10 protein-coding genes and 3 tRNA genes are annotated in these 12,837 nt (G+C 70.8%); 8 read left to right on the plus strand and 5 right to left on the minus strand.

All coding sequences use genetic code 11. From position 1 onward, the window contains the following. The first annotated feature begins 168 nt into the window (after positions 1 to 168). The 4 genes from AMK29_RS03060 (at position 169) to AMK29_RS03075 (ending at position 3,445) form a co-directional block, all read left to right on the plus strand. Positions 169 to 1,599: a DUF2252 domain-containing protein gene (locus tag AMK29_RS03060; RefSeq protein ID WP_073807065.1), complete on the plus strand. Its 1,431-nt coding sequence runs from the start codon at positions 169 to 171 to the stop codon at positions 1,597 to 1,599. A 69-nt stretch (positions 1,600 to 1,668) separates the two neighbouring features. Further along, entirely contained in the window at positions 1,669 to 2,028 is a 360-nt protein-coding gene (locus AMK29_RS03065; RefSeq protein ID WP_073807067.1) for an amphi-Trp domain-containing protein, read from the plus strand. Between the two features lie 549 nt (positions 2,029 to 2,577). Continuing rightward, positions 2,578 to 2,943, plus strand: a complete 366-nt coding sequence (locus AMK29_RS37860) for a S1 family peptidase (RefSeq protein ID WP_073807070.1) — start codon at positions 2,578 to 2,580, stop codon at positions 2,941 to 2,943. A 142-nt stretch (positions 2,944 to 3,085) separates the two neighbouring features. After that, positions 3,086 to 3,445, plus strand: a complete 360-nt coding sequence (locus tag AMK29_RS03075; RefSeq protein WP_073807072.1) for a hypothetical protein — start codon at positions 3,086 to 3,088, stop codon at positions 3,443 to 3,445. A 214-nt stretch (positions 3,446 to 3,659) separates the two neighbouring features. Here AMK29_RS03075 and AMK29_RS03080 read toward each other — a convergent pair. The 3 genes from AMK29_RS03080 to AMK29_RS03090 form a co-directional block, all read right to left on the minus strand. Continuing rightward, positions 3,660 to 3,736: transfer RNA gene (locus tag AMK29_RS03080), tRNA-Ile, on the minus strand. Positions 3,737 to 3,901: 165 nt separating this feature from the next. After that, positions 3,902 to 3,974, minus strand: a tRNA-Asn gene (locus AMK29_RS03085). A gap of 5 nt (positions 3,975 to 3,979) precedes the next feature. Then, positions 3,980 to 4,052 (minus strand) — tRNA-Asn (locus AMK29_RS03090). Positions 4,053 to 4,210: 158 nt separating this feature from the next. Between AMK29_RS03090 and AMK29_RS03095 the strand changes: the two genes are divergently transcribed. The 4 genes from AMK29_RS03095 to AMK29_RS03110 all read left to right on the plus strand — a co-directional run bounded on the left by AMK29_RS03095 (position 4,211) and on the right by AMK29_RS03110 (position 9,730). Then, positions 4,211 to 4,522 carry a hypothetical protein gene (locus AMK29_RS03095; RefSeq protein WP_073808229.1) on the plus strand — a complete coding sequence of 104 codons (312 nt, stop codon included), beginning with the start codon at positions 4,211 to 4,213 and terminating at the stop codon, positions 4,520 to 4,522. 30 nt (positions 4,523 to 4,552) lie between these two features. Further along, entirely contained in the window at positions 4,553 to 5,992 is a 1,440-nt protein-coding gene (locus tag AMK29_RS03100) for an FGGY family carbohydrate kinase (protein ID WP_073807075.1), read from the plus strand. Positions 5,993 to 6,065: 73 nt separating this feature from the next. Then, complete coding sequence (locus AMK29_RS03105; protein WP_073807077.1) at positions 6,066 to 7,799, plus strand: ABC transporter ATP-binding protein; 1,734 nt, start codon at positions 6,066 to 6,068, stop codon at positions 7,797 to 7,799. Then, complete coding sequence (locus AMK29_RS03110) at positions 7,799 to 9,730, plus strand: ABC transporter ATP-binding protein (protein ID WP_073807080.1); 1,932 nt, start codon at positions 7,799 to 7,801, stop codon at positions 9,728 to 9,730. The genes AMK29_RS03105 and AMK29_RS03110 overlap by 1 nt, the downstream gene beginning before the upstream one ends. A gap of 16 nt (positions 9,731 to 9,746) precedes the next feature. Here AMK29_RS03110 and AMK29_RS03115 read toward each other — a convergent pair whose 3' ends face one another. Continuing rightward, positions 9,747 to 10,865: an RNA polymerase sigma factor gene (locus AMK29_RS03115; RefSeq protein ID WP_443334045.1), complete on the minus strand. Its 1,119-nt coding sequence runs from the start codon at positions 10,863 to 10,865 to the stop codon at positions 9,747 to 9,749. A gap of 57 nt (positions 10,866 to 10,922) precedes the next feature. Next, a complete protein-coding gene (gene dnaG, locus AMK29_RS03120; protein WP_073807082.1) occupies positions 10,923 to 12,812 on the minus strand; it encodes a DNA primase in 1,890 nt (629 codons plus the stop codon). Positions 12,813 to 12,837 lie beyond the last annotated feature (25 nt).

A 12,837-nucleotide genomic window follows, 5' to 3' on the forward strand; every position in this document is an offset into this window, starting at 1 on the left:
CGGGGTACGCGACGGCCCAGGCCAGGGGCGGCCACCGGTGCCGGGGTACGCGACGGCCCCAGGCCAGGGGCGGCCGCGCCGTCGCCGAGCACGCCGCCCCGAGGGCCGGGATACTCGAAGGGGCGGGCGGGTTCCGACGGCCGGCAGGGCCAGGCAGGAGGGGTTGCGATGCCCCGGAAGACGACCAGCACGGCGCGCGCGCCGCGCCATGCCACGCCGAAGGAACGTGCGGCGCTCGGCAAGAAGGCCCGGCGCCGTTCGCCGCGCTCGGGCCACGCCGAGTACCAGCCGTCCGCCGACCGGCCCGACCCGCTGACGATCCTGGAGGCGCAGTCGTCGACCCGCGTCGCCGAGCTCGTCCCGATCCGCTACGGCCGCATGACGGAATCGCCGTTCCGCTTCTACCGCGGCGCCGCCGCGATCATGGCCTCGGACCTGGCCGCCACCCCCCGCTCGGGACTCACGGCCCAGCTGTGCGGGGACGCCCACATGCTGAACTTCCGCCTGCTCGCCTCGCCGGAACGCCGGCTGATGTTCGACATCAACGACTTCGACGAGACGCTGCCGGGCCCCTGGGAGTGGGACGTCAAACGGCTGTCGGCGAGCTTCGTCATCGCCGCCCGCGCGAACGGCTACGACGACGCCGAGCGCGCCCACATCGTCAGGCACACGGTCCGTTCCTACCGCGAGGCGATGATCCGCTTCGCGGGCATGCGCACCCTCGACGTCTGGTACGCGAAGGTGGACGCGACCCAGCTCGAAGCCCTGGCCACGGAACGGCTCGCCGGACGCGGACGGCGGAACCTGTCCCGCGCCATGGCGAAGGCCCGCACCCGGGACAGCCTGCAGGCCTTCGACAAGCTCACCGAGACGGTCGACGGCCGGCCCGTCATCGCCGCGGATCCGCCGCTGCTCGTTCCGGCGGGCGACCTGCTGCCCGACGCCGAGCACCGGGCCCTCGAAAGCCGGTTCCGCGAGCTGATCGAACGGTACGGCCGCACCCTGCAGTCCGACCGGCGCGCGCTCCTGTCGGAGTACCGCCTGGTGGACGTCGCCCGCAAGGTGGTCGGCGTCGGCAGCGTCGGCACCCGTTGCTGGATCTTCCTGCTCCTCGGCCGGGACGACCGGGACCCGCTCTTCCTCCAGGCCAAGGAGGCGGACTCCTCCGTGCTCGCCGCGCACGTGGGGGCGAGCGCGTACCGCAACCAGGGCGAGCGCGTCGTCTCCGGCCAGCGGCTGATGCAGGCCACCAGCGACATCTTCCTCGGCTGGGAGCGCGTCGACGGGATCGACGGCAGGCGGCGCGACTTCTACGTCCGCCAGTTGCGCGACTGGAAGGGCATCGCCGCGCCGGAGACGATGGTGCCGCGGGGCATGGAGGCGTTCGGCGAGCTGTGCGGCGTCACGCTGGCGCGTGCGCACGCCCGGTCCGGCGACCGGATCGCGATCGCCTCGTACCTGGGCAAGGGCGACTCGTTCGACCGCGCCCTCGTCACGTTCGCGGAGGCGTACGCCGACCAGAACGAGCGCGACCACCAGTCCCTGGTCGACGCCGTGGCGGCGGGGCGGCTGCCCGCGGAGCGGACGGAGCAGGCCTGACGAGCCCGTTTGCGTGGATCCGGTCAGAATAGGCGGTATCTGCTGTTCCTACCGGATCGGAAGCGGCCCATGAAGGATCTCAAGTTTGAGCAGAAGCGCTCGATGTCACGCCTTGAGGCGGCTGACCAGCTCGCGGCACTCGCGGCGGCGCTGCGGGAGGGCGGCGAGGTCGAGATGGAGTTCGGCCTCGGGACGCTGAGCCTGCAGATTCCCGACGACATCCGCGGTGAGGTCGAGGTCGAGATCGGCAACGGTGAGGTCGAGCTGGAGATCGAGTTCACCTGGCCGACCGCGTCGTCGGCTCGGAAGGCCGCCTCGCAGGGCTCGACGGAGACGGCGAGGCCCGCCCGGAGAAAGAAGAGCGCGCCGACGAAGCCCGGACGGAGCGGCCCACGCGGAAGAACGCCTGAGCGGGCAGCCCCTGACTGAGCTGCCCTGAGCCGGCAGCCCCAGACCGAGCAGCCTGACCGAAGGTCCGCACCCCCGAGGGGGTGCGGACCTTTTCAACGCCCTGATCCGTACGACGTCGGCGTTCCACAGAGTGGCGACGTTCTGTCAAAAATCCCTGGGTACCGGCTTCTTGTTCAACTAAGGCCCCTCGCACGAGAGGTGCGAGCGCGCCGGTGGATTCCCACCGGGCTCCGGAACGGCACCCACCGCGGTGCGTGCTCCGCGCGCACCCACCCCCCAGCGAGCCTGCCTGTTCTGCAACCGGAGGAACCACATCATGAGCGTTGCACGGAAACTTGCTGGCCGCCGCCGAGATGGTCGCGGCGCTGGCCGACTCGGTGAGCGTGAGCGCGCCCGCGGCGGTGCGCCACCTCGACGAGCAGGCCCCCCAGCAGCAGCGGTTCACCACGCTTGCGCGGGAGGGCGTCCGCAGGGACGGCGCGTTCTTCGACCGTTCGAGCCGGCTGACAGTGAACGTCCAGGACGCCGTGTCCGCCGAGAAGGCGGAGGAGGCCCGGTTCAAGGTGCGTGTGCCGCAGCACGGCGCGAGCACATCAAGGCCGCGCTGGACCGCGGGCCGCCGAGCGGCTGCCCGCGGGCGTGTCCGCGTGGTCGGTGGACCTGGCCGCCGACACTGTGACGGTCGAGACCAGCGGCCGCGCCGACGCCGCCGGGAAGGCGTTCCTCAAGGCCGCCACGTCCTACGGGAAGGCCGTCCGTGTCGTGAGGAACGACCCGACCCTCGTGCCCCGGGCCACGGTCGTCCCGGGCAACCGCATGACCTTCAACGGGTACCTGCCCACCGGCACGACGTCACCGTCGCGTCCTCCGCGAGCACGGACCGCGTCCGGGTGGAGACGAGTTCTGCGAGCCAGTCCGACACGGCGATCCTGACGTACCCGACGACCGCCCAGGCCCCGCTCACCCGGCGCCTGGGACACCGCGCGCGGGCCACCCAGGACAGCGGAGCTTCAGTCGCGCGGGCCGGCTCTCGGACGAGTTCGGCGGCACCTTTCCGTATGCCTACGAGAATTGCATGGAGAACCCGTCGTCCGAACCCTACGTGGGCACGATCGCGGTCGTGGACTGCTCGCCGGACGGGAAGCCCCGACCCATGAGCCCACCGAGCCAGACCGTCACCGTGCCGCCGAACTCGGAGGGGGTGGACTTCAAGGCGTCCTTCCGTTTCCCCCGGGAGCAGGGAGACGTGACCTCCAACGAGCCGCGCATGATCTGCGTGACCCTTCGGGACGAGGGCGGGGTCAGGGGCGAGGACAAGGACGCGCTCACCGTTCAGCTGAAACCCACCGGCGAGACCACCGGGGGTACGACCGGGGATACGGCCACCGGCGAGACCGCCGACAGAGGCACCGGCGAGGCCGGTGGACTCGGCTGAGTCGCCTGGGCGAGGGGGCCCCGAGAGGTGGTCCGAGACGGGCGGCGGCGTGTTCGTGATCCCGGCGGGCGACGCGGTCCGCGTCGGCTTCCGCGCGGACTGGGACGTCCGGGTGACTCCGGGCGTGTCGCTGCCGTGGTGCGCGTCACGACAGGTGCACCGTGGGAGTAAGAAGCCCGCGGTCGCGGAGAAACCTTCCTGCGGCCACGGGCTGTGGTGGGGCGGGTGGGACTCGAACCCACGGCCGACGGATTATGAGTCCGCTGCTCTAACCGGCTGAGCTACCGCCCCGATCGGTGAGGCGCGTACATGTGTGCGCGCCGTCTGCCGCAGCATAGCCGCTCATACGATCTCCTGCTCCGGAAGATCGGCTCTGCTGACCATGAAGACCGCGGTGCGCTCCGCTTGGTTCCCGCAGACGCGAAAAAGGACCCCGAAGGGTCCTCTTCCGTTCCGCTCCCCCGGCTGGACTCGAACCAGCAACCCTCCGGTTAACAGCCGAATGCTCTGCCAATTGAGCTACAGGGGATCGCGCTCCCCCGACTGGACTCGAACCAGTAACCTGCCGGTTAACAGCCGGCTGCTCTGCCAATTGAGCTACAGGGGATTGCTGCGTTGCACCGAACGTACCCACTCCGGATGCTCCGGGCGGGCGGTTGCTCGCTGCGACACATACATTAGCGCAAGCAGGGGGGTGCTCCGCCAATCGGTATCGCCTGGGCACCAGCGATGCATCAGAGAAGCTCTCCAGGGAAGGTGATGGCCATGCGATACAAGCTGACGTTCGTCATGGGACTCGCCCTCGGTTACGTGGTCGGCACACGTGCGGGTCGCGAGCGCTACGAGCAGTTGAGGAAGTCCGCCAAGGGCATCGCCCAGAACCCGGCCGTGCGGAACGCCGCCGAGTCCGCCGCCCAGACCGGGCGGCAGGTCGCGGGCAAGGCCGCGCACCTCGTGGGGGACAAGGTGGGCGACCGCCTGCCGTCCTCCGTGACCGACCGGGTCCACGCGCTGCGCGAGCGGAGCATGGGCAACGGGAAGGTCGAGGAGGACGAGTGGGGCACCAGTAACACCTGATCCGCCCCGCGTGCGGCAGAATCAAGTGTCATGGGGATAGTCGCCGGACTCGACAGCTCAGCGGAGTTCACACGCATCGTCGTCTGTGACACGGACACGGGTGCCGTACTGCGGCAGGGATACGCCCCTCATCCGGGCGAACCCAAGGCCGTCGACGTCGACCCGCAGACCTGGCTGCTCTCCCTCGGGGAGGCCGCTACCGGCGGTCTCCTGGAGGGCGTGCAGGCCATCGGCGTGTCCGCGCAGCAGCACGGGCTGGTTCCCCTCGACGCGCAGGGCGGCCTGGTGCGGCCCGCGCTCGTCCGCAACGACAAGCGGGCCCAGGTGGCCGCCGCCGACCTCGTGGAGTCGCTGGGCGGACGCCAGGCCTGGGCCGAGGCCGTCGGCTCCGTGCCCGGCGCCGGGCAGCCGGTCGCCAAGCTGCGCTGGCTGGCCCGCACCGAGCCCGAGCACGCCCGGCGGATCGCGATGGTCCTCCAGCCGCACGACTGGCTGGTCTGGCAGCTCCTCGGCCGCCCGGCCCGGCGGACGACCGACCGCGGCGCCGCCTCCGGCACCGGCTACTGGTCGGCCCGCACCGGCACGTACCGTCCCGACCTGGTCGAGCTGGCCCTCGGCCACCAGGCCGTGCTGCCCGAGGTCCTCGGGCCCGCGGAGGCCGCCGGCACCACGCCCGAGGGCCTCCTGATCTCCGCCGGCACCGGCGAGACGATGGCCGCCGCGCTCGGCCTCGGTCTCGGTCCCGGCGACGCCGTGGTCTCGCTCGGCGCCTCCGGCTCCGTGATGGCCGTCCACCACGAGGCGCTCGCCGACCCCGGCGGCATGATCACCTCCTTCGCCGACGCCACCGGCATGCACCTGCCCGTCGTCCACACCTCGAACGCGGTACGGGCGCTGCGCGGCACCGCCGAGATGCTGGGCCTGGAGTCGCTCGACGAGCTGTCCGCGGTCGCCCTGAAGTCGACGCCGGGCGCCTCCGGGCTCGTCCTGCTGCCCTATCTGGAGGGCGAGCGGACTCCGAGCCTGCCGCACTCCGCGGGCACGCTCACCGGGCTGCGGCGCGAGTCGATGAAGCCCGAGCACCTGGCGCGCGCCGCGTTCGAGGGGATGCTCTGCGCGCTCACCGACGCCATGGACGTGCTGCGCGGGCGGGGGGTCGAGGTGCGGCGGGTCTTCCTGCTCGGCGCGGCCGCCGCGCTGCCGGCCGTGCAGGCGCTCGCCCCCGCGCTGTTCGGCGCGCAGGTCGTCGTCCCCCAGCCGGCGGACTACGCCGCCCTCGGTGCGGCCCGGCAGGCCGCCTGGGCCCTCGGGGTGGCGCGGGGCACGCTGTCGCCGTCCACTCCCCCGGCCTGGCAGGGCGCCGCCGCGCAGATCCTGGAGCCCGGCGAGGACCTGTCCGCGGGTCAGGCCGTGCGGCAGCAGTACGTGGCCACGCGGGAGCAGATCCATCCGGGTGCGTTCGCTTCGTAAAGTCTTCACCAGGGCTCGCCGCGCCCCGGAAACGAGTCGTAACGTCTCGGTGGCGCGGGCGATAGTAGGAGCCGTGCTCATAAGACTTCTCCGAACCCATCTCGGGCCCTATCGAAAACCCATCGCCCTGCTCGTGCTGCTGCAGTTCCTGCAGACCTGCGCGAGCCTCTACCTGCCCACCCTGAACGCGGACATCATCGACGACGGTGTCGTCAAGGGGGACACGGGCTACATCCTGCAGTTCGGCGCCCTGATGGTCGGCGTCTCCGTCGTCCAGGTCGTCTGCAACATCGGTGCCGTGTTCTACGGCGCCCGGACGGCGTCCGCCCTGGGCCGGGACGTGCGCGGCGCGGTCTTCGACCGGGTGCAGTCGTTCTCCGCGCGGGAGCTGGGGCACTTCGGCGCGCCCTCGCTGATCACCCGTACGACCAATGACGTGCAGCAGATCCAGATGCTGGTCCTGATGGCGTTCACCCTGATGGTCTCCGCGCCCATCATGTGTGTCGGCGGCATCGTGATGGCCCTCGGCCAGGACGTGCCGCTCTCGGCCGTGCTGCTCGCCGTGGTGCCGATCCTCGGGATCGCGGTCTCGCTGATCGTGCGGAGGATGCGGCCGCTCTTCCGGACGATGCAGGAACGTCTCGACACGGTGAACCGGGTGCTGCGCGAGCAGATCACCGGCAACCGGGTGATCCGGGCGTTCGTGAAGGACTCCTACGAGGAGGAGCGGTTCCGCGGGGCCAACGCCGAGCTGACCGACGTGTCGATGGCGACCGGCCGGCTGATGGCGCTGATGTTCCCGACGGTGATGACGGTCGTGAACGTCTCCAGCGTCGCCGTCGTCTGGTTCGGGGCGCACCGGATCGACAGCGGCGAGATGCAGATCGGCGCGCTGACCGCGTTCCTCGCCTATCTGATGCAGATCGTGATGGCGGTCATGATGGCCACCTTCATGTTCATGATGGTGCCGCGGGCCGAGGTATGCGCGGAGCGCATCGAGGAGGTCCTGGCGACCGAGTCGAGCGTGGTGCCGCCGGTGGACCCGGTGCGGACACTGTCCCGGCGCGGACATCTGGAGGTACGCGCCGCCGAATTCCGTTACCCCGGTGCGGAGGAGTCCGTGCTCAAGGACGTCGGGCTCGTCGCACGGCCCGGTGAGACCACCGCGATCATCGGCTCCACCGGCAGCGGCAAGTCGACCCTCCTAGGACTCGTGCCCCGGCTCTTCGACGCCACCGGCGGCGAGGTCCTCGTGGACGGCGTCGACGTCCGCCGACTCGACCCGGACCTCATGGCGAAGACCGTCGGACTCGTCCCCCAGAAGCCCTACCTCTTCTCCGGGACCGTCGCCACCAACCTCCGCTACGGCAAGCCCGACGCCACCGACGAGGAACTCTGGCACGCCCTGGAGGTCGCCCAGGCCGCCGACTTCGTACGGAAGCTGGAAGCCGGTCTGAACGCGCCCATCGCGCAGGGCGGCACCAATGTCTCCGGTGGGCAGCGGCAGCGGCTCGCCATCGCGCGGACGCTGGTGCAGCGGCCGGAGATCTATCTCTTCGACGATTCGTTCTCCGCCCTCGACTACGAGACGGACGCCCTGCTCCGGGCCGCGCTCGCCCGGGAGACGGCCGACTCGACCGTCGTCATCGTCGCCCAGCGGGTCTCCACCATCCGGGAGGCCGACCGGATCATCGTCCTCGACGCGGGCCGGGTCGTCGGCACCGGACGGCACCGGGACCTGATGGAGGACAACGAGACGTACCGGGAGATCGTCCTCTCCCAGCTCACCGAGGCGGAGGCAGCCTGATGGCCGGTCCTGGCGGACGCATGATGGCCGGTGGCGGCCCCGACCAGCGGTCGATGGACTTCAAGGGCTCGGGAAAGCGGCTGCTGAAGCAGCTGACTCCCGAGCGTGGCGCGCTCTGGGTGATGCTGATCGCCGGTGTGCTGTCGGTGGCGGCCTCCGTGGTCGGCCCGAAGATCCTCGGCAAGGCGACCGACCTCGTCTTCGCGGGCGTGATCGGGAACCAGATCGAGGGCGGGACGAAGGCGGAGGCGATCGCGGGGCTGCGCGCCGCGGGTGACTCCGGCATGGCGGACATGCTGACCGGCGTCGACTTCACACCGGGGCAGGGGATCGACTTCTCCGCCGTCGGCGAGGTGCTGCTGGTGGTCCTCGGCGTCTACGTGGCGGCGGGCCTGCTCATGCTGGTCTCCACCCGCATGTCGATCAGGGTGATCAACCGGACGGTCTACCGGATGCGGGAGGACGTCCAGACGAAGCTGGCGCGGCTCCCCCTGTCGTACTTCGACCGGGCGAAGCGCGGCGAGGTGCTCTCCCGGGCGACCAACGACATCGACAACATCTCGCAGACGCTCCAGCAGTCGATGGGGCAGCTGATCAACTCGCTGCTCACGATCGTCGGCGTGCTCGCGATGATGTTCTGGATCTCGCCGCTGCTCGCGCTCGTGGCGCTGATCACCGTGCCGGTGTCGGTCTTCGTCGCGGCGAGGATCGGCAAGCGCTCGCAGCCGCACTTCGTCCAGCAGTGGAAGTCCACGGGCACGCTCAACGCGCACGTGGAGGAGATGTACAGCGGGCACGCCCTGGTGAAGGTCTTCGGCCGGCAGGCGGAGTCCGCGGCGGACTTCCGCGAGCAGAACGAGGCCCTCTACGAGGCCGGGTTCAAAGCGCAGTTCAACAGCGGTGTGATGCAGCCGGTGATGTTCTTCCTGTCGAACATCAACTACGTCCTGGTGGCCGTGGTCGGTGGTCTGCGGGTCGCGAGCGGCACGCTGTCCATCGGTGACGTGCAGGCCTTCATCCAGTACTCGCGCCAGTTCTCCATGCCGCTGACGCAGGTCGCGTCGATGGCGAACCTGGTGCAGTCGGGTGTCGCCTCGGCCGAGCGGATCTTCGAGCTGCTCGACGCCGAGGAGCAGGGGCCGGACGCCCCGAAGAGCGAGAGCGAGACGCCGGCCGACCTCAAGGGCAGGGTGGCCCTGGAGGGTGTGTCCTTCCGCTACGAGGCGGACAAGCCGCTGATCGAGGACCTGTCGCTCACGGTGGAGCCGGGTCAGACGGTCGCGATCGTCGGCCCGACGGGCGCCGGCAAGACGACCCTGGTGAACCTGCTCATGCGCTTCTACGAGGTGACGGGCGGCCGGATCACCCTGGACGGGGCGGACATCGCGAAGATGCCCCGCGAGGACCTGCGGGCCGGGGTCGGCATGGTCCTCCAGGACACGTGGCTGTTCGGCGGCACCATCGCGGACAACATCGCGTACGGCGCGACCCGCGAGGTGACCCGGGCGGAGATCGAGGAGGCGGCGCGGGCCGCGCACGCCGACCGGTTCGTCCGCACCCTGCCCGAGGGGTACGACACGGTCATCGACGACGACGGGGCGGGGGTCAGCGCGGGCGAGAAGCAGCTGATCACCATCGCGCGGGCGTTCCTGTCCGACCCGGTGATCCTCGTCCTCGACGAGGCCACCAGCTCGGTCGACACCCGCACGGAGGTCCTGATCCAGAAGGCGATGGCGCGGCTGGCCCACGGGCGCACCTCGTTCGTGATCGCGCACCGGCTCTCCACGATCCGGGACGCGGACGTGATCCTGGTGATGGAGAACGGGTCGATCGTCGAGCAGGGCACCCACGAGGAGCTGCTGGCGTCCGCCGGGGCGTACGCCCGGCTGTACGCGGCGCAGTTCGCGCAGGCGGTGGCGGAGGTCGACTGACCCCGGTCGGCGCGGTTCAGTCCAGGTATCCCCTGAGCTGGTCCGCGTAGGCGTGGTCCCGCAGTTTGGAGAGGGTCTTGGACTCGATCTGGCGGATGCGCTCGCGTGTCACGCCGAAGAGACGTCCTATCTCCTCCAGGGTGCGGGGCCTGCCGTCGTCGAGGCCGTAGCGGAGCTGGACGACCTTGCGTTCGCGTTCACCCAGGGTGGAGAGCACGTCCTCCAGGTGGCGGCGGAGCAGCAGGAAGGCGGCGGACTCGACGGGTGAGGCGGCGTCGCCGTCCTCGATCAGGTCGCCGAGGGCGACGTCGTCCTCCTCGCCGACGGGGGTGTGCAGGGAGACCGGTTCCTGGGCGAGGCGGAGGACCTCGCCCACCCGCTCGGGGGCCAGGTCCAGTTCGGCGGCGACCTCCTCCGCGGTGGGTTCGTAACCGCGTTCCTGGAGCATGCGGCGCTGGACGCGGATGACCCGGTTGATGAGTTCGACGACGTGTACGGGGACGCGGATGGTCCGGGCCTGGTCGGCGAGGGCCCGGGACATCGCCTGGCGGATCCACCAGGTGGCGTACGTGGAGAACTTGTAGCCGCGCGCGTAGTCGAACTTCTCGACGGCGCGGATGAGGCCGAGGTTCCCCTCCTGGACGAGGTCCAGCATGGTGAGGCCACGGCCCACGTACCGCTTGGCGACGGAGACGACGAGGCGGAGGTTGGCCTCGATGAGCCTGCGCTTGGCGATCCGGCCCTGGACGACGATCCGGTCCAGGTCGCCCGCGAGCCGGGAGTCCAGGTCGGGGGTGCGGGCGAGTTTCTCCTCGGCGAAGAGCCCGGCCTCGACGCGGCGGGCGAGTTCGACCTCCTCCTCGGCGGTGAGCAGTGGGATGCGGCCGATCTCGCGGAGGTACTGGCGGAAGAGGTCGGAGGAGGGTCCGTTGCCGCCGGGGTCGGGGCGGCGCTGCACGGGGGGATCCGCCGGCTCGTCCGCTTCATCCGGCTCGTTCGGTTCGTTCGGTTCGTTCGGTTCGTTCGGTGCGTCGAGGGATTGCTCCTGCGACACGGTCCGGGTCTCGGTCTGCACGACGGGCGACCTCCAGGCGGGACGGAACGACACCGTCCTCCAGTGTGGGGTACGACACATCGCGGCCACGAGGGGCGTGCGGTGACTTTTTGAGACCGGGGCGTGACGGAACGTACGTCAGAGCGCGGCGGCGCCGTTGTTCCGCAGGGACTGCCCGTACTGGGTGAGGACCCACAGTTCGTTCTGGACGGCCGCGAGCCGCTCCGGGTCGCCATTCGGGCCGAGCCGGGCGAGGGTGCCCTGCACGTCGCGGATGCGCCGGTCGACGGCGCGGAGCCGGACGGTGACGAGCTGGTCGCCGGCGTAGGCCTCGTCGACGGTCTTGGCGAAGATCGTCTCGACGGCGAGTTCGGTGACGAGGGCGCGGACGGTGTCGTTGGGAGCGGCCTCGCGGACGGCGTCGAGGTAGTCGGAGGGGGCTCCGGTGGCGCCGCCCGCGTCCTGGACGCACTGGCGGACGGCCGCGTACGGCGGGGCGGTGAACTCGTCGGCCCCGTACGCGTCGAAGGCCGGGGAGACGAGCTCGGGCCGCTGGAGGGCGAGCTTGAGGAGTTCGCGCTCGGTGCGGTGGGCGGGGCTGCGCAGGTTGAGCGCGGGGCCCGAGGCCACCGTGGCCGGGGCGGGGGTGTCGTAGCCGCGCTGGGGGTTCTGCTGCGCGGGGCCCTTGCCGCCGCGGTCGCGGGCCCAGCGGGCGAGCTGGGCGACCCGCTTGACGACGAACTGGGTGTCGAGGATGCCGAGCATGCCGGCGAGCTGGACGGCGACCTCGTGCTGGGCGCCGATGTTCTTGATGCGGGCGACGACGGGGGCGGCCTCGTCGAGGGCGGCGGCCCGGCCGGCGGGGGTCTCCAGGTCGTAGCGCTTCACGATCTGGCGGAGCGCGAACTCGAAGAGCGGGGTGCGGGGCTGGACGAGGTCGGCGACGGCCTCGTCGCCCTTGGCGAGGCGCAGTTCGCAGGGGTCCATGCCGTCGGGGGCGATGGCGATGTACGTCTCGGCGGCGAACTTCTGGTCGTCCTCGAAGGCCCGCAGGGCGGCCTTCTGGCCGGCGGCGTCGCCGTCGAAGGTGAAGATGACCCGGGCCGAGCCGTTGTCCATGAGGAGGCGGCGGAGGATCTTGATGTGGTCGCCGCCGAACGCGGTGCCGCAGGTGGCGATGGCGGTGGTGACCCCGGCGAGGTGGCAGGCCATGACGTCGGTGTAGCCCTCGACGACGACGGCCCGGCTGACCTTGGCGATGTCCTTCTTGGCCAGGTCGATGCCGTACAGGACCTGGGACTTCTTGTAGATCGGGGTCTCGGGGGTGTTGAGGTACTTGGGCCCGTTGTCGTCGTCGCGGAGCTTGCGCGCGCCGAAGCCGACGATCTCGCCGCCGACGTCCTTGATCGGCCACATGAGGCGGCCGCGGAAGCGGTCGATGGGGCCGCGGCGGCCGTCCTGGGAGAGGCCGGAGAGGATCAGTTCCTTGTCGGAGAAGCCCTTGCCGCGCAGGTAGCGGGTGAGGTGGTCCCAGCCGGCCGGTGAGTAGCCGACGCCGAAGTGGCCGGCGGCGGCCTGGTCGAAGCCGCGCTCGGCGAGGAACTTCCGGCCGATCTCGGCCTCGGGCGAGTCCAGTTGGTCGATGTAGAACTGGGCGGCGACCTTGTGCGCCTCGACCAGGCGGATGCGCTCTCCGCGCTGGTGGCCGGGGTTGTAGCCTCCTTCCTCGTACCGCAGCGTGATGCCCGCCTTGGCGGCGAGGCGCTCGACCGTCTCCGAGAAGGAGAGGTGGTCGATCTTCATCACGAAGGCGATGGTGTCGCCGCCCTCCTGGCAGCCGAAGCAGTGGAAGAGTCCCTTGCTGGGGCTGACCTGGAAGGAGGGCGACTTCTCGTCGTGGAAGGGACAGAGGCCCTTGAGGTTCCCGCCGCCCGCGTTGCGGAGCTGGAGGTACTCGGACACGACGGCGTCGATCGGGACCGCGTCCCGGACCGCCTTCACGTCGTCATCGTTGATCCTGCCTGCCACGCGTGAAGTCTACGGGGACGCGGAC

The organism is Streptomyces sp. CB02261, from assembly GCF_001905665.1.
Classification (GTDB): domain Bacteria; phylum Actinomycetota; class Actinomycetes; order Streptomycetales; family Streptomycetaceae; genus Streptomyces.